This window comes from Phycisphaeraceae bacterium (genome assembly GCA_040222855.1).
Lineage (GTDB): Bacteria > Planctomycetota > Phycisphaerae > Phycisphaerales > Phycisphaeraceae > Mucisphaera.
Genome location: JAVKCD010000019.1, coordinates 595,334 through 617,931, shown reverse-complemented (window position 1 = coordinate 617,931; position 22,598 = coordinate 595,334). Strand labels below are relative to the sequence as shown.

Annotated in this window: 16 protein-coding genes; 12 read left to right on the top strand and 4 right to left on the bottom strand. The window is 61.7% G+C overall.

Features of this window, described 5'->3' with window-relative positions; genetic code table 11:
• The first annotated feature begins 9 nt into the window (after positions 1-9).
• Positions 10-1,533: a chromosomal replication initiator protein DnaA gene (dnaA, locus tag RIG82_07795; GenBank protein ID MEQ9460838.1), complete on the top strand. Its 1,524-nt coding sequence runs from the start codon at positions 10-12 to the stop codon at positions 1,531-1,533.
• A gap of 450 nt (positions 1,534-1,983) precedes the next feature.
• Here the strand turns inward: dnaA and mutM are convergent, their stop codons facing one another.
• Entirely contained in the window at positions 1,984-2,865 is an 882-nt protein-coding gene (mutM, locus tag RIG82_07790; GenBank protein ID MEQ9460837.1) for a bifunctional DNA-formamidopyrimidine glycosylase/DNA-(apurinic or apyrimidinic site) lyase, read from the bottom strand.
• Positions 2,866-2,935: 70 nt separating this feature from the next.
• Here mutM and RIG82_07785 point away from each other — a divergent pair, with 70 nt between their 5' ends.
• The 9 genes from RIG82_07785 to ppk1 all read left to right on the top strand — a co-directional run bounded on the left by RIG82_07785 (position 2,936) and on the right by ppk1 (position 18,004).
• Positions 2,936-4,012, top strand: coding sequence for a MoxR family ATPase (locus RIG82_07785; protein MEQ9460836.1), 1,077 nt, complete (start codon positions 2,936-2,938; stop codon positions 4,010-4,012).
• A gap of 7 nt (positions 4,013-4,019) precedes the next feature.
• Entirely contained in the window at positions 4,020-4,979 is a 960-nt protein-coding gene (locus tag RIG82_07780) for a DUF58 domain-containing protein (GenBank protein MEQ9460835.1), read from the top strand.
• Between the two features lie 11 nt (positions 4,980-4,990).
• Complete coding sequence (locus RIG82_07775; protein MEQ9460834.1) at positions 4,991-7,102, top strand: BatA domain-containing protein; 2,112 nt, start codon at positions 4,991-4,993, stop codon at positions 7,100-7,102.
• Entirely contained in the window at positions 7,093-9,294 is a 2,202-nt protein-coding gene (locus RIG82_07770) for a vWA domain-containing protein (GenBank protein ID MEQ9460833.1), read from the top strand. Before RIG82_07775 ends, RIG82_07770 begins: the two co-directional genes overlap by 10 nt.
• A 6-nt stretch (positions 9,295-9,300) precedes the next feature.
• Positions 9,301-12,699, top strand: a complete 3,399-nt coding sequence (locus RIG82_07765; protein MEQ9460832.1) for a hypothetical protein — start codon at positions 9,301-9,303, stop codon at positions 12,697-12,699.
• A 32-nt stretch (positions 12,700-12,731) separates the two neighbouring features.
• Positions 12,732-13,406: a hypothetical protein gene (locus tag RIG82_07760; protein MEQ9460831.1), complete on the top strand. Its 675-nt coding sequence runs from the start codon at positions 12,732-12,734 to the stop codon at positions 13,404-13,406.
• Positions 13,403-14,443, top strand: coding sequence for a terpene cyclase/mutase family protein (locus RIG82_07755; protein ID MEQ9460830.1), 1,041 nt, complete (start codon positions 13,403-13,405; stop codon positions 14,441-14,443). Before RIG82_07760 ends, RIG82_07755 begins: the two co-directional genes overlap by 4 nt.
• A gap of 6 nt (positions 14,444-14,449) precedes the next feature.
• Positions 14,450-15,610, top strand: coding sequence for a hypothetical protein (locus RIG82_07750; GenBank protein MEQ9460829.1), 1,161 nt, complete (start codon positions 14,450-14,452; stop codon positions 15,608-15,610).
• A gap of 72 nt (positions 15,611-15,682) precedes the next feature.
• Positions 15,683-18,004: a polyphosphate kinase 1 gene (gene ppk1 / locus RIG82_07745; protein ID MEQ9460828.1), complete on the top strand. Its 2,322-nt coding sequence runs from the start codon at positions 15,683-15,685 to the stop codon at positions 18,002-18,004.
• Positions 18,005-18,082: 78 nt separating this feature from the next.
• On the opposite strand, the gene RIG82_07740 is transcribed toward ppk1, so the two are convergent.
• Positions 18,083-18,475 carry an S-adenosylmethionine decarboxylase gene (locus tag RIG82_07740; protein ID MEQ9460827.1) on the bottom strand — a complete coding sequence of 131 codons (393 nt, stop codon included), beginning with the start codon at positions 18,473-18,475 and terminating at the stop codon, positions 18,083-18,085.
• Positions 18,476-18,657: 182 nt separating this feature from the next.
• On the opposite strand from RIG82_07740, the gene RIG82_07735 reads away from it, so the two are divergent.
• Entirely contained in the window at positions 18,658-19,491 is an 834-nt protein-coding gene (locus RIG82_07735) for a ZIP family metal transporter (protein ID MEQ9460826.1), read from the top strand.
• A 24-nt stretch (positions 19,492-19,515) separates the two neighbouring features.
• A complete protein-coding gene (locus RIG82_07730; GenBank protein MEQ9460825.1) occupies positions 19,516-20,139 on the top strand; it encodes a CIA30 family protein in 624 nt (207 codons plus the stop codon).
• A 30-nt stretch (positions 20,140-20,169) separates the two neighbouring features.
• On the opposite strand, the gene RIG82_07725 is transcribed toward RIG82_07730, so the two are convergent.
• Both RIG82_07725 and RIG82_07720 read right to left on the bottom strand, forming a co-directional pair.
• Positions 20,170-21,546, bottom strand: a complete 1,377-nt coding sequence (locus RIG82_07725) for a dihydrolipoamide acetyltransferase family protein (protein MEQ9460824.1) — start codon at positions 21,544-21,546, stop codon at positions 20,170-20,172.
• A gap of 135 nt (positions 21,547-21,681) precedes the next feature.
• Positions 21,682-22,410: an FkbM family methyltransferase gene (locus tag RIG82_07720; GenBank protein MEQ9460823.1), complete on the bottom strand. Its 729-nt coding sequence runs from the start codon at positions 22,408-22,410 to the stop codon at positions 21,682-21,684.
• Positions 22,411-22,598: the final 188 nt, after the last annotated feature.

The window sequence follows — 22,598 nt, the reverse complement described above, 5'->3', positions numbered from 1 at the left end:
TGCTCACTCATGCCGAGGCTCGATGACAAGTTGTGGCGTGACGTGATGGCGTATTTACGGCGTCATCACGCACCGATCTGCCGGCAGTGGTTCGACGAGCTCGAGCCGATTGCTCTGAAGAGCGGGCTGCTGCGCATTCGGACTACGAACTCGATTCAGCAGAACTATTTGCAGAAGCGTTGTCTGGAGCCGTTCACGGAGGCGGCGCAGAGTGTGACGAATGCTCTGATCGCGGTTCGCTTCGATTTTGGGGAGGATGCGAAGTCTGAGGTTGATCAGGAGGTTACGGGGATGGGGTTGGGGGGTAAATCAGAGACGAACGGGGCGCTGCGTGAGGGGGAGGAGCCGGCGGGTGAGCGGAATGGGCGGGCGGTGCCGGAGGCGTTGGAGATTGATCTGAATGATCCGGTGGAACCGCCTACGTTGAGCGTGCGGGGTGACAGCCGGCGGTTGGGTGAGGATGGTCAGCCGTTTGATCTGCAGGATGATGTGGTTCTGAACCCGGACTACACGTTCGGGAACTTCATTGTGGGTCCGAACAATCAGATGGCGTATGCGGCATCGGTGGCGGTGGCGAATCAGCCTGGTGATGCGTACAACCCGCTGTTTATTCATGGCGGAGTCGGGCTGGGCAAGACACACCTGCTTCAGGCGATCTGTCAGACGATTCTCACGAACAAGCCGGACACGCGGATTGTTTACGTCTCGTGCGAGGCGTTCATGACGCAGTTCATCGAGTGTGTGCAGCGGGGGCAGATGCTGGATTTTCGGCATCGGTATCGGTATGCGGACATGCTGGTGATTGATGACATTCACTTCCTGGCGAACCGTGAGCGGTCACAGGAGGAGTTTTTCCACACGTTTAATGAGCTTTATCAGGCGCGGAAGCAGTTGGTGCTCAGCTCGGACGCGGCACCGTCGGAGATTCCCCATCTGGAGGAGCGGTTGCTATCGCGGTTCCAATGGGGGTTGGTGACGAATGTGACCAAACCACATTTTGAGACGCGGGTGGCGATTCTGCGTGCGAAGGCGGCGCTTCGAGGTCTTGAAATTCCAGATGATGTCATCGCCTATCTGGCCGGGAAGATCGATTCGCATGCGCGGGAGTTGGAGGGTGCGATCACGTCGCTGATGGCTTACGCCTCGCTGGGTAATTGTGATCGCGAGATCAATCTTGCGTTGGCAGCGGAGGCGCTGGGGGAACAGATCAATCAGCCGCGCTCGAATCATACGACGCTGCAGCAGATCATCGATGTGATCACGGGTTATTTTAGTGTGAAGCTCAGCGATCTTCAGTCGCGGCGGCGGCATAAGTCGATTACTGAGCCGCGGCAGCTGGCGATGTTTTTGGCGCGTAAGCACACGCGTTTTAGTCTGGAGGAGATCGGTGGGCATTTTGGTGGCCGTGACCACACGACGGTGATGCACTCGATCAAGATGGTGGAAGAGCGTTCGGGGCGTGATGAGACGTTCCTCAAGCAGCTCAATCTGCTGGAGGACCGGCTGCAGCAGTCGTCGGGGCTGGGGAGCTAGAGCGTTCTCGTCTGATATGCAGCTGTCGTGGGTGTGTTGGCAACGATTTTTGGTGAGTTCACACAGCACGCCTTCGGCGTGCAATGTGCCACCCGGTCGCTACAGTTGGCGTGGGACGGTTCCAAGACTTTCTTGCTTGTTGTCGGGGTGTGATCAGTGGTCAGACAGATCGCTTGTGTCGATTTGATTTCTCCACAGGGTGTGTGGGGGGTGTGGAGAAAGCGCCGGGAGGTGATCTGGCTGGCTGGCGGTAGCCCGGTGATGAGCGGCGCTCAAGCTGGTTGGGCTTGATTGGGGACGTGGTTCAGAGGGTTGAATCGGCGCTATGCGGCGCGACGGCAAGGGATAGCGTCAGGTCTTGCACGCCGGGTGGCTGGCTTTAAGCCATTGTCGATAAAGTATTAGTGGTCGCCCCGGCCGTCTTTACGCACGGTGTGACAGGGCTTATTACTAGGTAAGATGGTTAATTCTCTTCTTCCTCGTTCTTTCTTTGGGTTGGCAGGTGGCGCACCAGACGGTGGTTCGCTGGGCGATGAGGGTTTTTCTAAGCTCGGCTCCGCAGCGTTGGCAGGGCAGGCCGCCCCGGCCGTAGACGCGGTGAGCGAACTGGAACGAGCCTGCGGCCCCGTTGAGCATGACATGATCCCTCAAGGACGACCCGCCGGCCGTGATCGCTTCTCGCAGGATTTGTCGGAGGTTCGTCGCCAGGGACTTGATGGGGTCGGTTTGGAGTCGGTGGGCCGGGGTTTGGGGGTGGATTTGAGCGCGGTGGAGGGATTCGTCGGCGTAGATGTTGCCGACGCCAGCGAGGAGGGTCTGGTCGAGCAGGGCGGCTTTGATGGCTCGTTTGGTGGTCTTGAGGGCGGTTTGGAGCTGTCGGGCGGTCACGGTCAGGGCGTCGGGGCCGAGCGTGGACCAGCGTGTGGCGGTCAGTTCCTGGAGATTGGTGAAGGCCCAGACTCCGCCAAAGCGTCTGGGGTCGGTCATCTGGAAGGCGGAGTTTTCGTCGAGGTCCCAGCGGATGTGGGTGTGCGGGGTGGGTTGGAGGGCGTCGGCGGGTCCTGCGGCGAGCGATCCGGACATGCCCAGGTGGAGGCAGAGGGCGGTGTCCTGTGAGCCGATGACGGCGATCTGCTTCCCGCGGCGTTCGATTCGGGTGATGGTCTGGCCCTCGAGCAGATCGTCGGGGCTGATGGCACCGATTCGCGAACGCCGGGAGGACCCTTCCCGTATGAAGTCTGGGCGTTTGAGCGTGACTCGAACCACCCGGCGTCCGATGACGGCTTGAGCCAGTCCCTGACGGATGGTTTCGACTTCGGGTAACTCGGGCATGAACCCAGTTTAGGCCCGAGTCGCCCGTATACTCAGTTGTTGATGTCATCCTGAAGCGAGAGCAGCCTGTATGAGTGACCTTCCGGCCGATTCCCCTGCGTTGAGTGATTCGGACCCCCATGAGGTCCGGTCCACGGTTACCCGGCATGTTGAGGCGCTACGGCGTGAGATCGGCAAGGCGGTGGTGGGGCAGGATGAGGTTGTTCGACAGGTTGTGTTGACCTTGTTGTGTCGTGGGCACGGGCTGCTGATTGGCGTGCCGGGTCTGGCCAAGACGCTGCTGGTCTCGACGGTGGCGCGGTCGCTGAGTCTTGAGTTCAATCGAATTCAGTTCACGCCAGACCTGATGCCCTCGGACATCACGGGGACCGAGGTGATTGAAGAGAACCGGGACACGGGTCGGCGCGAGATGCGGTTTGTGCGTGGTCCGTTGTTTGCGAATGTGATTCTGGCTGATGAGATCAATCGGACCCCGCCGAAGACTCAGGCGGCGCTTCTTGAGGCGATGCAGGAGCGTCATGTGACGGCGGGTGGGGTTCGGCACGAGTTGACCGAGCCGTTTTTCGTGCTGGCGACGCAGAATCCGATTGAGCAGGAGGGGACTTACCCGCTTCCTGAGGCGCAGCTGGATCGTTTCATGGTGATGATCAAGGTTGACTATCCGTCGCATGATGAGGAGGCGGAGATCATTCGCAGGACGACTTCGGGGGCGAGTGACGTGGTTGAGCCGGTGGTGAACGCAGAAGAGATTGAGCGGCTTCAGCGGTGGGTGCGGGCGGTCGCTGTGCCTGAACATGCGATTGATTACGCGTTGCGACTGACACGAGCGACGCGGCGTCCAGCGCGGGGTGAGCAGGATCAGCGTCCGGCGTTTGTGCGTGATTATCTGGCGTGGGGTGCGGGTCCGCGGGCGACTCAGAATCTGATTCTGTCGGCGAAGGCCAGTGCGCTGCTGGATGGGCGCATGGCGGCATCGATCCCGGACATTCAGGCCGTGGCGCACCCTGTGTTGAGGCATCGGATGCACCTGAACTTTCAGGCGGAAGCGGACCATATCGCGCCGGATGATCTGATCGATCAACTCCTGGGCGTTACGCCTGATTCTGCTGAGGCGTCACCCGCCGCGGCGATGTTGCGGACGGAATAAAGGGCTGATGTCCAGTTCCAAGCTCAACCCGATGTCTGGCGACCCAGCGTGGCTGACGCCGGAGAATCTCGCGGGTTTGGGCACGGTGGAGCTGCGTGCGCGGTTGCTGATTGAGGGGCTGTCGGTTGGTCAGCACCGATCGCCGTTGCGCGGGCTGAGCCTGGAGTTCGCTGAGCATCGGCCGTACACGCCGGGGGATGATCTTCGGCATCTTGACTGGAAGGCGTATGGCAAGAGTGATCGGCTTTATCTCAAGCGGCATCATCAGGAGACCAATGTCGATCTGATGCTGCTCGTGGATGCCTCGGGGTCGATGGCGTATCGGTCGGAGGGTGCGGTCTGGAGCAAGTTCACTGGTGCGTCGACGTTGGCGGTGGCGTTGGCGATGCTGGCGCATCAGCAGCATGACCGCTCGGGGTTTGCGACGTTTGGGCAGGATTCGGCGCATGAACTGGGGATGAGCAGTGCGCGTCAGCAGTGGCGCTTGACCGCGCGGGTGTTGGATCAGGCGCAGCCTTCTTCTCGGGCACCTGCGGAGCCTTCGAGTGCGGATGATTTGTCGAAAGCGGTGGTTCGACTTGGTGCGCGTCTTCGTCGGCGGTCAATCGTGGTGATTTTGAGTGATTTTTTTGATGATCCGACCGCGATCCGCTCGGCGTTGGCTCGGCTGAAGTTCGCGGGACATGATGTGTTGTTGTTGCAGCTGATTGATCCGGCGGAGCGGGACTTTCCGTTTCGTCGTTCGACCGAGTTTGAGGGTCTCGAAGGTGAGGGGCGGCTGCCGGTTGAGCCGGCGGCGTTGCGGGAGTCGTATCGGCGTGTGTTTGCGGAGCACCTGGAGTCCCTGGGGCGCGCCGCGGCCAGTCTTGGGTTTGATCACCTGACGCTTGCGACGGATGAGCCTTTGTTGCCGGTGCTCAGGGAGTGTTTGTCGTTGCGTGCGGGGTTTGCCAGCCGTCGCGGCTGACGGGAAGGAGCTTGTTTACGTACTGGCCGCTGGCCCAGATCGGTTCGCTGTTTCTCGCCCCGGCCTTCGCGGCTGCGGGGTTGCTGGCGGTGAGCATTCCGATTGCGCTGCACCTGCTGAGGCGACAACGCCAGAGGCACGTCGTTTGGGGCGCTATGCGTTTTTTGCGGGAGGCGGTTGAGCAGGAGCGGCGTAAGCTGCTGATCAGTCAGTGGCTTCTATTGCTGTTGCGGTGTCTGGTGGTGTTGCTTCTGGGTCTTGCGCTCGCGCAGCCTCTGCTGGCGGGGTGGTTTTCGAGTGCCGGGTCACGTCAGGTTCATCTGGTGATCGATGATGGTCTGACGACACGGGCGGTGGGTGGTGATGGGCAGGAGCGCTTCGAGACGCTGCGGCGTGAGGCGGTTGATTTGGTTAAGGGGCTGCGGTCATCGGATGACCTGACGATCTGGACGCTGACGGGAGGGTCGTCAACGAGCTATCAGTTGTCAGACGGCGGGCGTGAGCAGGCGATTGAAGAGCTCCATGCGTTAAGCAGCTCGGATGCCGCGACGAGGCCTGTGGAGGTGATGGCCGAGGTGCTGCGGTCGCCTGGTGTGGGTGCTGCGGAGACGATCGGGGTTGTGCTGTCTGACCTGGCGGTTGCGGATAGCCGGTGGGTTGGTGATGTGTCTGCGCGTGATGATCCGAACCCTCGATGGCGATGGGTTGTTCGTCGTGCTGAGTCGTCTCTTCGGAATGATCAGGTGGCATCGTTGGTGGCGTCGCAGTCGGCCGTGGTGCCTCAAGCGGGTGGTCGGGCGCTCATGATCTCGGTGCAAGCCGAGCTCACGCGGCTTGGTGGGGAGCCGGTGGATGAAACCGCTGAGTTGGTGTGGCGTGTTCTGGATGAGGCGGGTCGTGAGTTGACGGTGGTGTCGCAGGCGGTGCGTCTGGAAGCGGGTGATGAGCGGCGGATGGTGCGGCAGATTCTCACGCTGCCTGTCGATGTGTTGACGCGCGACTCGCAGCGGTTACTAATCGAGTCTCGTTGGGTGCAGTCTGCGAGTCGTTTGTCTTCGGATGATGTGGCGATGACGGCGGTTGAGGTGCGGCGATCGGCGACGGTGCTGATTCAGCACACGGCCGTGCCCGGGCTGACGGCGGCGCGTTGGTTTGCTCTGGCGCTCGAGCCGGTTGCGGATGACGAGAACCCGCTGCGTGCGGTGTTGATTCAGCGGCTGTCTGAGCAGGCGTTAGGCGACGCAGATGTTCTGGTCCTGACTGAGCCTGGTGCGATGGATGCTTCGGAGCAGGCGGCGGTCCGTCGGTGGCTTGAGGGTGGGCGTTCTGCGGTGTTGCTCCCGCCCGGGGATGCGACTGACGGCTTGTGGTCCGGGGGTCTTGGGTTGCCTGAGCGTGTCTACGGGGGAGTCGAGCAGCGCGAGGATTCGGGCGCTGCTCTGGATCAGAGTGTTGAACCTCGCGGGTTGCTGGCGGGCTTGTCTGCGGAATGGCCAACGCTTGCGCGGACGGTTCGTGTTTTTCGTTGGTCGCCGATCGTTGTTCCGGGTGTTCGGCCTCTGGTGATGCTTGGTTCTGCGTCGGCGTCGCCCTGGCTCGCTGAGTATGCGACGGGGGGTGGGCGTGTGGTGTTGATGGCGTCGCGTCTTGAGTCGGACTGGACGAATCTGCCGGTCAAGCCGCTGGCGGTTCCGCTGATTCAGACGTTGGTCCGGGACCTGATCTCGTCACGGATGGCGACGGAGCAGAGGGTCGTGGGCGCGAGTGAGATGGACGTGTCCGATGTCTGGGTTCGGCAGGGGGCGGGATTCGCTGAGGACATTGGCGTCGCCCCGGATCGTCGTTCGGGTTGGTACGTTTCAGCGGGTGAGGACGGTCGCTGGCTGATTGCGCGACCCGCCACGCAGGCGGGTGATCTCTCGGCGGCGACGTCGGCTCGGGTCGAATCGTTTCTACCTGGGGCGGTGGTGTGGGTTGAGTCGGGCGGTGTTGGTGGGGCGCTAGAAGAGGCTGAGTCGCGGTCGGCGATCGGCCCGCTGGTGCTGGTCATGGCATTGCTGGTTCTGCTGAGTGAGTTGGTGGTGGCCCGGTGGTCCTCGACGGGGGAACGCCGATGGTGGTGATGCTTGGCGAGAGCGTGCGGTGGTCGCTTGGCTGGTCGGTTTCGGTCCCGCTTTGGGGATGGCTGGTTGTTGCGCTGCTGATTGCGGCGGTTGTGTTGTGGGCCTACTCGCGGCTGCCGGGATCGATTCCGCTGCGGATCACGGGTGGGGTGTTGCGTGGGTTGACGATGCTTCTGATCGCGATGCTGCTGGCGGGTCCGCAGGCGATCTGGAGTCGTGATCGTGTTGAGCCTGATCGTGTTGTGGTGTTGATCGATCGGAGTCTCTCGATGACGCTGACCGATGCGGGTTTTGATGACCAGGCGCGGCCGCGGAGCCGTGATACTGCCGCACGAACGGGTTTGGCGGAGCTTTCCGACTGGATCAAGCCAAAGGCCGCGGAGGGACAGCTCGCCCGGCAGCGTGAAGCGACCTGGATCGGGTTTGGCGACAACCTGCAGTCGATTGACTCAGACCCCGGGGCGTGGCCCGAGGCTGTTGGCCGAGCCTCGCGGCTGGATGAAGCATTGCGGGAGGCACTTGAATCGAGTGATCGTGCGCTACTTGCGGGCGTTGTGCTGGTTAGCGATGGCCGGACGCATCAGCCGTTGCCGCCGGCGCTGCTGCAGGAGCTTGAGCAGGCCGGGGCACCTGTGTACGCGATTGCTGTTGGCGGGGACTCGTCACTAGGCGATCTCGCGGTCGCCGATGTGCAGGCACCGGAGGCGGTGTTTCTGGGTGACCGTGTCCCGGTTCGGGTTACGGTGCGTGGGCATCAAGAGGACTCATCCGCTCGGGTTCGACTCATTGACAAAGAGAGTGGGGCGGTTCTCGACGATCAGCCGGTTGAACAAAGTGACTCGGTGCAGCTGCTAGCTCGTCCGGAGGAAGCTGGTGAGAGGACGTGGGTGGTCGAGATCGTGGCGGCTGACGATCGGCTGCCTGACAACAATCAGCGGGAGCGGACCATCAGGATCGTGGATCGTCCGGTGCGAGTTCTGCTTGTTGATGGTTATCCGCGATGGGAGTTTCGGTATCTCAAGAACCTGTTGCTTCGTGAGCGTTCGGTGTCGCTGAGCAGTCTTTTGCTGAGTGCTGATCGGGGTTTTGCCCAGGAGGGTGACGAGCCGATTCAGCGTTTTCCAGAGACTCAGCGTGAGCTGGAGCCGTATGACCTGATCATTCTTGGCGACGTTCCGCCGAGCTTCCTGACGGATCATCAGTCGCGGTTGTTGCTCGATCACGTTGGTGAGGATGGGGCGGGGTTGATCTGGGTTGGTGGTCAGCAGCACATGCCCGCGAGCTATGCTGGGACTTCGTTAGAGCCCTTGCTTCCGACACGGGCTCCTTCATCGAGCGTCGGGCGTATGGCGGCGGAGTCGTCCTGGTTGATTGCTGCGGCCCCTGCAGCGCGGGCGCTGGGTCTCCTCGCGCCGGAGGCGATCGAGAGCAGGCGGGGGTTTATCTGGATGCAGGCGGTGGTGGATCCCAAGCCGGCGGCGCAGCCGTTGTTGCTGGCGACTCATCCGAGTTGGCCCGGTGAGACCTGGGCCGTCACGGCGATGCGCTACGGGGCGGGGCAGACTCTTTACCTCGCGACCGATGAGTGGTGGCGTTGGCGGTATGGGCAGGGTGAAGGGCCTTATGCTGAGTTCTGGCTCCCGCTGATTCGTCTTGCTGTTCGTGACCGTTTGTCTTCGGGCTCATCCGAGAGTGAGGCGATTTCTGTTGATCCGGGTGTGATCACATTGGGGCAGACCGCCGTGGTGACCTGGACCGGTCCCTCGGCGGGCCCGCCAACGGTTGCGGTCGATCGACAGGGATTGCCCAGCGGGCGTCTTGATCTCGTGCCGGAGGGGCCGGGTGTATCGACGCGTTGGGCTGGGCGGCTCGTGCCGAGCACGCCCGGGGTGTACACGCTGCAGGCGGGTAGCACCGGACCCCAGACATCGCTAACGGTTCTTGATGATACGCCGGAGTACCGTGTGACTGAGCCCGATCGGGCGCTTTTGGCGGACCTGGCGATGCGTACGTCCGGGCGGCTGCTGGAGTTGGATGAGGCCTCGGGTCTGGCCGGATCACTCCCATCGCGTGCGCGCACGGTGGTTGAAGAAACGCGTGAGTCGATCTGGAGTTCGGCGACGTTGTTTGTGCTGCTTATCGGGATGCTGACCGCGGAGTGGGTTGTCCGGCGGATTGCCGGGCTTAGCTAGGAGACGATGAACGACGTGTCGCATGAAGCGATTCGACAACTCGAACACGGGCGTGAGCGAGCGCAACGCCTCGCGTTGATGCAGCATCTTGTGCGCGGACTGGTTGTTGCGCTGGCTGCGTTAATGGTGCTGGGCGTCTTTGATTTTCTGTTTCGGTTGCCTGTGTCGCTGCGGCTGCTTGGCTGGTTCATCTGTGTGTACCTGATTGTGCAATGGGTCAGGCGCATCGCGGATCGGCATCGTTGGCATTCATCGTTGGTTGCTTTTGCTTTATCGGTTGAGAGGCTCCGTCCAGCCTGGCGGGGGCGTCTCGCGGTGGCGGTTGATCTTGCTGAGGGTGCCGACCGGGACGCGCTGGCGCGTGCCTTCCGGGAGGCGGCACAGAGCGACCTGCCCGAGGGGCCTCTCGACCTCGAACCTCTGCTGGATTGTCGCCCGCTGGTGCGTACGGCGCGTGTGGCGGGGTTGTTGGTGGGGGTCTGGCTGGTCTTTGCGCTTATCGCTCCGTCGTTTGCGGGGTCGGCGTTGTCGCGTTGGCTCTGGCCCTGGGCGGCTGGGCCGTGGCCGACGATGACGCGCATAGAGCTTCTTGATATGGAGCGAGTGCGGCCCCTGGGGGTGCCGGTTCATGTTCAGGTGCGCACGCCCGATTCATCTGCTGACCGGAGGATCGTCCTCAACGCTACTTGGAGAGTTGATGACGAGAGGTTTGAGAGCGCCAATCAGATTGTCCTGACGAGGTCTGTGGATGAAGGGGCAGCACAGGCTATTTTTGAGACACGCCTCGATCCGCCGGCGGCGCTGCTTCGCCACCTGGCGCAAAACGCTGTTGATGTCGGGGCGCTGGCGATCGAGTTGAAGACCGGTTGGGATCGGTACCAACCGGAGCCGTTGCCGCTGGCTACGCGGCCGCGGCTGACCGAGGTCATTGCTGAGATCGTGCCCCCCGCTTACGCAGAGGGCTTGCTGGAGGAACGTGTAGAGACACTCGATCTCGATGGCGGGAGCGCGACGCTGCGCGCGCTCGAAGGCAGCGCGGCGACACTCAAGGTGCGTCTGGCGCGCCCGACCGATCAGCCTGAGATCATCGTTGCTGAAGATCAACAGGCCTTGTTCACGCTTACTGTTGGTGAACATGTCTCGGAGGTTTCCTGGTTGATCACGCTTAGGACGCCGGTGTTTCGTGTGGATGCAGAGAGTCGGGAAGGGCTCAGGTTTTCGCGGCCGCCGGAGGTGCGCAGTGAATCGATTGAGGATCGGCCGCCCTCGGTTCGGCTGATCGAACCGGCGACTGATCAGCGTGTGCTTCCTGAGGCCACGGTTTCGCTGCACGCTCAGGTGACCGATGACGTTGGTGTTGGCTCGCTGATGCTGACACATCGGCGAGACGGGCAAGATCACGACGAGGCTTTGGTCATCAGCGATCGAACCGAGCAATCTGCGCGTCTGGAGTTGGTTACTGACTGGCCGCTGGCGTCGTTAGGGCTGCGTGCCGGTGATGTCCTGCTGGTCACGGCGAGTGCCGAGGATGTTCGCCAGAATCCGATCCAGCATGCGGCTGATCGGCGGATCATCGTGGTGGATGAGGCGACGTTCCGTGACATCCTCCGCGAGGAGATGTCGCTTCTCGATCGACGGATTGGTCGAGCACTGAGTGAGCAGCGTCGGCTCATGGGAGAGGACCTTGAATCTGCGGCCGCTGGCCAGGAGCAACTCGCCGCACGCATTGCCGAACTCGCCGGGGCCGCTCGGGCCCTGGAGCTGCGCCAGGAACGCAACCGGTTCGATGATGCGTCGCTTCGTGAGATGGTTCAGCGGCTGGGCGAAGGGCTTGACCGGGCTGCTGAGGCGGCCCGTGATGCGGAGCAAGCGCTTGGTGCATCCGACAACGAGGCGGACCCTCAAGCCGAAGCTGGTCGAGCTTCTCAGCAGCAAGCTGCAAATGAACTCGAGGCTCTGCGGGCCATGCTCGACGATAACTCTGCTGCGATGCAGGCTGCTGCTGACTTGCGTGATTTGGCGGAGCAACAACGTGCCCTCGCGCAGCGGAGCGCTGGGTTGTTGCCGCAGACTCTTGGCCAGAATCCCGAGGACCTGCCTCAAGAGCTTCGTGAGCAACTCGAACAACTCGCGCGCGATCAGCAACGCCTCGCCGAGCAGACCCGGCAGACGGTTGAACAACTCCGGGCGCAGGCTGATGACCTCGCTGAGCAGGCGGATAACCCTCGTGCCCAGGACCTGGCGAGGGCGCTTCGTGAAGCAGTGGATGCGTCCGAATCGGCGCAGATATCCGGGCAGATGAGCGAGGCGGGAGAGCGGGTTGAGGACAACCAGCTTTCTCGGGCGGGCAGTCAGCAGCAGGCGATCGCTCAGCAACTGGACGCTATTGCGCAGGGCTTCGAGCAGGCGGTTCAGGATTCAGAGGATCAGCAGGATCAGCTTGCGTCACTCGTCGGTGTGCTTCAAGAGATCATTGCGGAGCAGAATCAGCAGCGACAGAGGACTCAGGCAACGCCGGAAACTGAGCTCGAGGACATCGCTGACCCGGCCCAGGCGCTGCGTCTTCGCACACTTGATGCTTTGGAGCAGGTGGAGGCGCTTGAGGATCACCCTGCGGCCGAAGCGGGTGTGCGTGATGCAGCCGACAGCCAGACTCAGGCGATCCGAGCCCTTCGGTCGCAACGCCAACGGCTTGCCGTCGATGCTCAGGAAGCTGCGGAGCAATCGTTGATATCGGCGCTTGAGGCACTCCAAGCACGGCTCGAGGAGAACGAGGCTCAGGCCGCTGCCGAGCGGCGGGCGGCGCTACAGAAGGCTTACCGGGATCTCGCTGAGCGTGAGGATGAACTGAGAGTTGCGGTTGAGTCACTGCGCCCGCGTCGCCCGCTGGCGACGCGTCGCCTTGGTCTCGCCGCCGTCGCGGACGATCAGTGGGCGATCCGGGATGAGGTGCAGGACCTGGCCGAGGAGGTTGCTGAGACCGCGATTTTCGCCCCGCTGCACGAGCGTATCGCTGATCTTGCCGACAGGATCACACGTCAACTGCGTATTGGTTACGCGGAGAACGATGTGCTGCGGTCGCAGCAGGAGATCGCCGACACCCTGCGTTTGATGGCCGATGCTCTTGACGAGCCGCCGGAGGAACCGAATCAGGACGAAGGCGGGTCCGAGGGTGGGGGCGGCTCCGGGGGGCAGCAGGGCGAGCCTGAGTTGGTGCCGTCGATGGCTGAGTTACGTCTGGTTCGCGCGCTTCAGGAGCAGATCCTTCTCCAGACCCAGGCCCTGCGTGAGGCCGTTGAGGAGCCCCTGACGGCTGATCAGCGAGACGCTCTGCAGGTGCTCTCGATCCGGCAGCGGGACCTGGCCCGCTACGCCAATCGTCTTACGGAGGAGCAAAACCCGTGACATTAGCCCGGCCCCGGCCATACGATGAGTTGATGCGTCATTTGTTTTATATGTCGCTGATCCTGCTGATCACGATGCCCGCGGTCGCGCGGGCTGCGGGTACTGATGGGGAGCGACCGCTTACCCTTGACGAGCTTCTCGGCGAGCCGGTTCCTGTTGAGCAACTGCCGATGATCCCGCTTGAGGCGGATCAATCGCTTGAGGACATGATCACGCCGGGTGACCCCAACGAGTTGTTTCAGTCGGCATTGGAGGACATGCAGCTTGCAGCCCGTCGACTTGGGCTCGACCTCGACCCGAGCGAGTCGACGCAGCACCTGCAGGAGGAGGTTCTCGACAAGCTCGACAGACTCATCGAGCAGCTCCGCCAGCAGCAGAGCGGTTCCAGTTCCTCATCACCACCACCGCAGACGCGTCCCGCAGAGCAGCCCAAGCCGGTGCCGGGTCAGCCTGTTCCCGCTGCGGGCCAGCCGGTGCCTGCTCAGACCGTGCCCAGTGAGGGCTCGTTCTCGCCGGGCGGGGTAGGGTCTACGACCGCATCGCCGCGCCCGATCGAGGAGCTGCGTCGGGAATGGGGCAACCTCCCGCCGCGGCTCCGACAGGAACTGTCCGAGAGCCTGAGCGAACCGTTTAGTCCGACGCATCGCCAGCAGACTGAGGCCTACTTTCGCACCCTCGCCGATCTGGAGAATGAGTCACGACCATGATCCGAAAGCGACTCATTACGGTCACCTGGCTCACGGCGTTGGCATTGCTCCTGACGCCCGCGATCTCCAGTCCACAGGCGGGCCCGGTTGGCGCGCCGGGCTTTGTTGAGATTACGCCTGAGGTGACACAAGCTGTTGGGCGCGGGCTGGCTTATCTCGCCCAGGCTCAGGCTGAGGATGGCAGCTTCGGGGCCGATCGATATGGTCGCCACGTCGGCATTACCGCGCTGGTCAGTCTTGCGTTTATGGCCGATGGGCACATGCCTGATCGTGGACCACACGGCGAGCTGCTTAATCAGAGTCTGAGCTTTGTGCTGTCGAGTTCATCGGATGCTGGTCTGTTGGCCGCCGATACCTCGCATGGACCGATGTACGGCCATGGTTTTGCGACGCTGTTTCTCGGCGAGGTCTATGGGATGACGGGGAACCGTCAGGTTCGTTCGGCGCTGCGTCGTGCGGTGCAGCTCATTGTTGCGAGTCAGAATCACGAGGGTGGGTGGCGTTACCAGCCGATTCCTGCAGACGCCGATATTTCGGTGACGATCTGCCAGATCATGGCGTTGCGTTCGGCGCGTAACGCGGGGCTCTCTGTACCGAAGGCGACGATCGAGCGTGCCGTCGAGTATGTCCGCCGATGCCAGAATCCTGATGACGGCGGGTTTCGTTATATGACCGGTGCGGGTGGGTCCGCTTTTCCTCGCTCTGCCGCTGGTCTGGCTTCGCTCTACTACGCGGGCATTTACGAGGGCGATGAGATTGACTCCGCCCTTGCTTATCTTGAGCAGTTCCAGCCGGGCGCAGGGCGAGCCCAGCAGGGCGGGCATTATTACTACGGTCAGTACTACGCCGTGCAGGCGATGTTTCTGGCTGGTGATGAGCACTGGCGCTCGTGGTACCCGGCCATCCGCGCGGAGTTGCTCGCACGGCAGCAGGCCGACGGTTCCTGGCAGGGTAATCATGGCTCGACCTACTCCACCGCGATGGCGTTGTTGGTGCTGCAGATGCCCAATCGCCTGCTTCCCATCTTTGAACGTTGAGAGCCCATGCGTCATCCCATCACCTTATTCCTGTTCCTGATGCTCCTTCTAGTGAGCCCGGCGATCGGCGACAGCTGGCGTCTGATGGATCGTTCTTTCGATCTACGCACGCTGCGTCCGGTGCAGCTTGGTGCGACCTCGATCTCCGGGCTCGACACGGATGATCAACCGCTGACGATTCCAGTCGCTGACATCACTCGGCTCACGCGTCTTGGCGTCTCGCCGCCTGACGCGACCCTGACCCCCGCGATCGATCTTGCTGATGGTCAACTTCTGCGTGGTACGATCCGACCGACTCAGGACGGCGAGGGTATCGTCGTTGATCACCCCGGCCTTGGTCGCCTGATCGTTCCGCTCGCTAGTGTCCGAGCCATGCGGTTGATGCCGTTGCCCGCTCCGATCGTCCCGCCCGATGGATTTGACCGGATCATCCTCACCAATGGTGACGAGCTTGATGGCACCTTGATTACCTTGGTCGCCGACAAGGTTCGCTTCCTGACGCCGGGTGCCGAGGAGCCTCTCGACCTGCCTCTGAGCGCTATCGCGGCCATCGTCCGCGCGGTTACTCCCCCTGAACCGCCGAGTCTCGACCGGCTCACGCTCCTCGACGGCACGATCATCGATGCCCAAGGCGTGACCCTTGCCCGGGGTTTGTGGTCTCTGCGGCCGATTCTCGGGACACGCACCACGCAGCTTCCTGCGGCCAGTGTCTTTAGCATCGACCTTCGCCGTCAGGGTCTGCGACTCGTCTCGCTGACCGACCTGCCGATGCGTGAGACCAGGCCTGCGGATGTATTTGGTATCACGCTTGGGTCTTCTCGGGACCACGAAGGGTTCAGGCTTCACGCGCCCGCTGCGGTTGCGTTTGATCTGCCTGAGAACACGCTGGCCGTCACGCTTCGCTTGGAACTCGACCCTTCCATCCCCCAAGCCGATCTTCACTGGCCGTCGATGATCGCAAATCTGGCGATTGGATCAGCCCGGCCGCGATCCGTCGAGATCGACGCCCAGACGCCTGAGCACATCATCAACCTTGTGGCTGAAAGCCCTGGCTTGCTGACGATTGATCTTGACGCTGGGCAGCATGGGCCAGTGCTCGATCGCCTGCTGATCCGTGACGCGGAGGTGCTTCTCGCTTCGCCTCGGAACCGGCGTCTGGGACTCTAGAAGCCTCATTCGTGAGGAGCCGTCTATGCCCTTCATGCCAGTGAGCTAGAATGTGGCTTTCATGGACTCATTATGACCAACAGCAACCCCATCGACAGTGCTTCTTACGCCGCCTCATCGATCGAGGTGGGTCCCCTTCCTCAGCCGGATGCGGCGGACAGTCGTTTTCTCAATCGGGAGATCGCCTGGCTTGAGTTCAATCGCCGCGTCCTTCACGAGGCGATCGACGAGCGCACGCCCCTGCTCGAACGCGCTGCTTTTCTGGCGATCTTCACCTCGAACCTCGATGAGTATGTGCAGAAGCGTGTCGGTGCGCTTAAACGACAGATCCAGCTTGGCGTCGCGACGCGCACGCCTGATGGTCTCACGGCTGAACAACAACTCGACGCCATCCGCCAGGCCATCCTCCCGATGATCGAGGCGCAGGCCCAATGCTATACCCAGCTTGTCCGGCCCGCGTTAGCCAGTGAGGGCATTTACTTGCTGACCTGGGCGGAGCTGAGCGAAGACGAGCGTGCTTTTGCCACCGACTACTTCGATCGGAATGTTTTCCCGATCCTCACGCCTCTCGCGGTTGATCCCGGCCACCCGTTTCCTTTTATGAGCAACCTCAGTCGGTCGCTGGGCGTCATGCTCCGCCCGCTGGGCGAGGGCTCTGGCCGCCGGTACACCGACAACGAGCGTCAGCGCGAACTCAGCGAGGAAGAGAATTTGGAGTTTGCTCGTGTCAAGGTGCCCAAGGTTCTGCCCGGCTGGATCCGGCTGGGGACCTCGGACGCCCAGAACGAGCGCTTCATCCGCCTCGACCAGATCATCTGGCATAACCTTCATCGTCTTTTCCAGGGCATGCAGATTGTTGAGGTTGAGCCTTTTCGCATCACCCGCAACGCTGATGTGGAACGCGATGAGGAAGACGCTGAGGATTTGCTCGACCTCATCGAACAGGAGCTTCGAGACCGGCGGTTTGCTCGCGTGGTTCGTCTCGAAGTCGATGACGACCCCTGCGTGCCGATGAACCGTTTCCTGATCGAGGAGATGGGTCTGGATGACGCCGACGTGTATCAGATGCCCGCCGAACTCGATTACACCGACCTGTGGTCGATCCATAGCGTCAATCGCCCCGACCTCAAACACAGCCCCTGGACTCCGGTGACACCCCCGCGCCTGGCCGACACGGAGGCCGATATCTTCTCGGTGATCCGCGCGGGCGATGTGTTTCTCCATCACCCTTATGAATCGTTCTCCGCAAGCGTCGAGCGTTTTATCCGTTCTGCGGCGACCGATCCCAACGTCGTCGCCATCAAGGCCACGCTATATCGCACCTCCGAAGACTCGCCGTTCATCCCCGAGCTGATCAAGGCGGCGGAGCGCGGGAAGCAGGTCGTCTGTCTAGTCGAGCTCAAGGCTCGTTTCGATGAAGAGCGCAATGTGCAGCTTGCTCAGCGCCTTGAAAAGGCTGGGATTCACGTTGTCTATGGGCTGGTCGGCTACAAGACGCACACCAAGACGACGCTGGTCGTCCGCCGCGAGCCGGAGGGCATGCGCTGTTATGCCCACATCGGCACCGGCAACTACCACTCGCGCACCGCCAATCTCTACACCGACCACGGCCTGTTGACCTGTCGCCCGGAGCTGACGGCAGACCTCATTGAGCTTTTCCACTTCCTCACTGGCCGCAGTGCGATGTCGGAGTTTAAGCACCTGCTCATTGCGCCGATCAACATGCGTCAGCGTTTTAACGCCATGATCGACCGTGAGATCGAGCACTGCGCCGCCTGGAAGGAACGTGGGGCTGACCCCGATGACCCCGCCCGCCCGTTGATCGTTGCCAAGATGAACAGCCTCGAAGACAAGAAGCTCTGCAACCGTCTGTATGAGGCTTCGCAGGCGGGCGTCAAGATCAGCCTGATCGTTCGGGGTTTCTGTTGCCTGCGGCCGGGCGTTCCCGGGCTCTCGGACAACATCACGGTCGTCTCGGTGATTGGCCGCTTCCTTGAGCACTCACGTATCTACTACTTCCACAACCACCCGGTGAACCGGGGTGAGTCGGCCACCGAAGACCTCAGGCCTGGGGCGTACTACATCGGCTCCGCCGACTGGATGTACCGCAACCTCAACAACCGGGTCGAGTGCATCACACCGATTGTTGATGCGTTTGCCCGTCGTCGTCTCAGCACGATCATCGAGATCATGCTGACGGACCAGAGGCAGGCCTGGGACATGCACGGTGATGGTTCCTACATCCAGCGTCAGCCCGGGCCCAAGACGCCGAAGAGCGAAGCTCGTGGCACACACAAGACGCTGATGAAGCTCCACCGCCGTGAGGCCGAGGCTCTGCGCCCGGGCACCAACGACCGGCTGGTCCCCCGCAGGTCCCTCACCGACCGACGCTGAACCGTTACGTCTGCGCAGGAGAAAAACCCGGGGGCCTTGCAGCCCACGGGTTCAACAGCGTCAGGTCGATCGTGAGGGTTAAGCGAGGCTCTCGGCTGGCGTGAGTTCGATCAGGTGCTTGTCGCGGTCGAGGTGCTTGTAGAGCACGCGCGTCGGCTCGAACTGCTGGAGATGATCGAGAACGACCTCGGGATCAAAGTCCTTGCACGAGTAGACGTCCAGCTGCAGCATGCCCGGCTCACCCTCGTCCCAGCAGTGCAGGGCGATGTGAGATGTCTCGATGATCCCGACACAGGTCAGGCCTCGATTCCCCGGCGTATCCATGTAGAAGCAGTTGGGGTTGTTGGGCAGGTCAACGAGCTTCATGCCGATTTTTTCGACCAACTCATTGAACCACTCGATGGTCTGCTCCACCGAGTTGGGGGTGCGGAGGGTATCGGCACGGATGATCAGATGTTTGTGTTCCAGCAACGCATAAAACCTCCAACAAAAGGCGGGGCACCACACCTTGTGGCGCGAACGGAGAACGGTATCGTTCGTTTCCCCTCGTTACAAGAGTGACGACTCAAGATTTGCAATAATTCTCATCTGACCGCCACTTTGGCATTCGTTGCCGCCGCGCGAGAAAGAACACCACACGGTACGCTGATGCGGTGAACCCAGAGTCCCTACCCCTCGACGTGCTCGGCAAGGCCTTCGTCGCTGGCCTCCTTGCCTGCCTCGCCTGCGGCCTGGGTGCTTTGCCGCTCGCGCTGAAGACCATCGACCCGGCGAGGCACAAGGGGCTGGGCTACGCTGTCGCGGGTGGGCTGATGTTTGCCGCGTCGGTCTACAACCTGATCCTCCCCGCCCTGCAGATGGGCCAGAGCCCCGGCGAATATCAGGTCGATCTAGGCCACATCATCCCCATCCTCATCGGCATCCTCCTCGGGGCGGGCTTTCTCTCGTTCACCGATCGCTTCCTCGGCCACGAGCCTGAGGACGCGGCCCTCGCACTGGCCGCTTCGGGCAAGCCGGAGAAACACGCGGGCTGGGGAGGGCGAGTCGGCCTGCTGGTGTTGATCGCCATGACGGTCCACTCGATTCCCGAGGGGGTCGCTGTGGGCACGGGGTACACGTCGGACGCGGCGGAGTTGACGCAGAACCTCGGGCCGGTGCTGGCTTTGGCCATCGGGATCCACAATATCCCGGAGGGGCTGGCGGTGGCGATTCCGCTGCGGGCTGCGGGGGCGTCGATCTGGCGTTGTTTCTGGGCGGCGGTGCTGACGTCGGTTCCACAGCCTCTCGCCGCCATCCCGGCGGTGCTCCTGGCGTGGTTTTTTCAGCCGCTGATGCCTCTGCTGATGGGCTTTGCCGCTGGCGCGATGATTTTTCTGATCGTCCTTGAGTTGATCCCCCATGCTCTCGAAGAAGAAAAACCCACCCCGATTGCTTGGGCGTTCACGCTCGGTTTTTGCGCGATGCTGCTGGTGCAGGTGGTGTTGTGAGCGCGACCCCGCCTACAGTCGCCCATGGACTTAAGACGACTTCTCGCCATCTGTGTTGCCACGTTTTCACTCAGCCTCACCGCTTGTGGCACCCGACCTTCACCTGAGCCTGCGGAGCCCGCTGCGGAATCCTCCCAAACGACCCGACTCACCGATTTCACCGACCCGGCTCACAACCGGCGTTGGCGGATGGTCAACGACAACGTCATGGGCGGGCGCTCTCTGGGGCGGGTCGGGTTCGAGGATGGCGTGATGACTTTCTCCGGGTCGATCAACACCAACGGCGGGGGGTTTTCGTCTGTTCGACTACGGCTTGAGCCCGGCACGCTGAGCGACGCCACCCACATCCGCCTCCGCGTCCGATCCGATGGCCGCACGCCCTACCGGCTGCTCGTGATCGACAACCTCCCGACCCGCCCCCGCACGATCCTGCACCGCCACGACTTGCCGTTGGACCCGGACGTGCATCCGGGTCAATGGCAGACCGTCGCCATCGACCTTGATGACCTCATCCCCTCCTTTCACGGCAACCCGGTCCGCGCCGAGCCGCTGGATGGCGACCGGGCGGTCCAGTTCGGGTTCATTCTCAACGACACCGGCGACGGGCCGTTTCGGTTGGATGTGGATTGGATCGAGGTGGTTCGTTGACCCGAGACCGAGGCGTCAGTTAAGCGAGCCTCACACCAATAACCCTGCGGGCTGTTCGAGCATGGCGGCGAGGGTCTGGAGGTATTCTGCGGCGGCGGCGCCGTCGACGACGCGGTGGTCGCCTGAGAGGGTGATGCGCATGACGTGTCCTGGCACGACGGCCCTGTCCTTGATGACCGGGGTCGGGAGCGCTGCGCCGATGCCGAGGATCACGGCGTTGGGTGGGTTGATGATCGGGAGCACGTCTTCGGAACCGAACATCCCGACGTTCGACACGGCGATCGTCGAGTCGGCCATCTCCTCGGGCGTCAGGCCGGTTTCGCGGGCCTTCCTGGCCAGCGCCCGGATCTCCTCGGAGATCGTCCGGAGGCCCTTGTTCTGCACGTCGCGGACGACCGGGACCACCAGCCCACCGCCGCGCTCGGCCGGGAGGGCCACCGCGACGCCGATGCTCACCGTCCCGTGCTGCTGGATCGAGTCGCCGCCCCAGGAGCTGTTGACGACCGGGTGCTGGACCGCGGCCAGCGCGACTGCGCGCAGGATGAAGTCGTTGACCGAGAGCTTGACCTTCTGGACCTCGAGTTGCTGGTTGAGGGTGGCTCGGAGTTCCAGCAGGGCGTCCATGCGCACCGCCTGGGTGACGTAGAAGTGCGGGACGGTGGTCTTGCTCTCGACCAGGCGCTTGGCGATGGTCTTGCGCATCCCCGAGAGCTTGATGGTTTTGGCTTCAAGTTTGACGGAGGTTGTCGCGGGAGAGGGCGTGCCCCCGCCGATGGGGGCCTTGCTGAGCTGGCCCTCGGGGATCGCCTTGCCGCCTCCTGTTGCCTTGGCGGCCCCACCCGACTCTGCTTTGAGGATATCGCGTTTGATGATCCGGCCGTCGGGTCCCGAGCCCTCGATCGAGCCCAGGTCCAGGCCCTTCTCTTCCGCCAGCTTGCGTGCCAGCGGGCTCACACGGATCCGCACACTCGCCGTGGTCGAAGCCTGTTTGGTCGTCGTGGCCGCACCATTCGACGGCTCATCTTTCGGTGCATCTCCCCCATCGTCATCCCCGTCATCATCATCTTTGTCATCCTCTGGGGTGTCGGTCTGAGTCTGAGTTGTTTTTGAGCTTTTGTTCCCACCTCCGCCGGAGGCACCGGCCTTGGCCGCGTCTTCGACGGACTCACCTTTTGCCGCGAGGATCAGGATGGTCTCGCCGATGGGCACGGTGTCGCCTTCGCCGATGACGATCTTGGCGACCGTGCCATCGTCGAAGGCCTGGAGTTCCATGGTGGCCTTGTCGGTTTCGACGTCCGCGAGGTGATCGCCCGCCGCGACCTTGTCGCCCTCCGCCACGTTCCATTTCAGCAGGGTCCCCTCCTCCATCGTGTCCGACAGGCGAGGCATCTCAATCGTGATCGGCATAGCGGCGGTCTCCAGTGGGCGTGTGAGAAAGCATTCTAGTCGAGATCCAGCAGTAATCTCTAATAGTGATCTACAGCCAATGAAACGGGAGCGGATAACGGAGGCAGCCGTGAACCATACGCCAAAGCTCAGGCATCAATCCCGGATCGCGGTAGTGTCTAAGCCATATCTTGCCAAACGGTACCCCTCGCCTTTAAGCCTAGAAAGTAGACCACGGTCCTCTTGGCCATATAAGTGGACGTGCTCATAGTTGATTGCCCGAATCGGGATCCCGCAGTCCAGAAACCAATTTACCACCCTTGCATCCCAACCCTCCGTATCAACCTGAAGCAGGTCAATGTTGTCAATACGATACTTATTAATAAATGTCTCGGCCGTTAGAGACGGCACAGCCTCACCGACAATCCTGCCCCCCAATCCAGAATATGCTGAGTATTGCCGTTCAAGTTTAGAACGATCAAAACTTGAATAAACAGATAAGTTCGCCAGCGCTTTATTGTCTGGGGCAACGCGCCATAACATTGATTCGGCATCTGAATCGTTTAAAGCGGCCCGAATAGTAGTTACACGGCTACTGTTGGCATAGAGCCCAGCCAGCTTCTCGTAACGATCGGGAAGCGGCTCAACCAAATATGCGCGTGCGTTGGATTGTTGAATAAGCCTAGCAACCGGATCCATAGCCAGGCCATCATTGGCACCAATCTGAACTATTGAATTGATTTGATTGACATTAAGCCCATTACTATTTAGTAGCAAAGTAAGCAGGTCAAAATCATCAACCATCCGCTCGTCTCGGTCGTAAGTAATTTTGAGGCCATGAGACTTGAGATATAATTGAAGTCTCTCTTTGATCCACGCACGCATATACGAATCCTTAGGTGAAATGGGTGTAGTCGTATTGCAAATACGACTAATCTTTCATAATCCAGCGCAAAAGCTGCCTCGCCCTCACGTGATGTGTTCCTGCTTCTAGGAATCTTCCGTAGCATTTGTCGACATGCTCTTGGTAATCGCAGGGATGGTTTTGGATGTCGGCCAGGATATCGACGACA

What these genes read in the sequence shown, in the direction of transcription:
- RIG82_07725 (MEQ9460824.1), bottom strand. Translation starts at nt 21,546, where the DNA reads ATGCCGATCACGATTGAGATGCCTCGCCTGTCGGACACGATGGAGGAG.
- RIG82_07770 (MEQ9460833.1), top strand. Translation starts at nt 7,093, where the DNA reads ATGGTGGTGATGCTTGGCGAGAGCGTGCGGTGGTCGCTTGGCTGGTCG.
- RIG82_07720 (MEQ9460823.1), bottom strand. Translation starts at nt 22,410, where the DNA reads ATGCGTGCGTGGATCAAAGAGAGACTTCAATTATATCTCAAGTCTCAT.
- mutM (MEQ9460837.1), bottom strand. Translation starts at nt 2,865, where the DNA reads ATGCCCGAGTTACCCGAAGTCGAAACCATCCGTCAGGGACTGGCTCAA.
- RIG82_07765 (MEQ9460832.1), top strand. Translation starts at nt 9,301, where the DNA reads ATGAACGACGTGTCGCATGAAGCGATTCGACAACTCGAACACGGGCGT.
- RIG82_07730 (MEQ9460825.1), top strand. Translation starts at nt 19,516, where the DNA reads ATGGACTTAAGACGACTTCTCGCCATCTGTGTTGCCACGTTTTCACTC.
- RIG82_07780 (MEQ9460835.1), top strand. Translation starts at nt 4,020, where the DNA reads ATGTCCAGTTCCAAGCTCAACCCGATGTCTGGCGACCCAGCGTGGCTG.
- RIG82_07750 (MEQ9460829.1), top strand. Translation starts at nt 14,450, where the DNA reads ATGCGTCATCCCATCACCTTATTCCTGTTCCTGATGCTCCTTCTAGTG.
- RIG82_07785 (MEQ9460836.1), top strand. Translation starts at nt 2,936, where the DNA reads ATGAGTGACCTTCCGGCCGATTCCCCTGCGTTGAGTGATTCGGACCCC.
- dnaA (MEQ9460838.1), top strand. Translation starts at nt 10, where the DNA reads ATGCCGAGGCTCGATGACAAGTTGTGGCGTGACGTGATGGCGTATTTA.
- RIG82_07760 (MEQ9460831.1), top strand. Translation starts at nt 12,732, where the DNA reads ATGCGTCATTTGTTTTATATGTCGCTGATCCTGCTGATCACGATGCCC.
- RIG82_07755 (MEQ9460830.1), top strand. Translation starts at nt 13,403, where the DNA reads ATGATCCGAAAGCGACTCATTACGGTCACCTGGCTCACGGCGTTGGCA.
- ppk1 (MEQ9460828.1), top strand. Translation starts at nt 15,683, where the DNA reads ATGACCAACAGCAACCCCATCGACAGTGCTTCTTACGCCGCCTCATCG.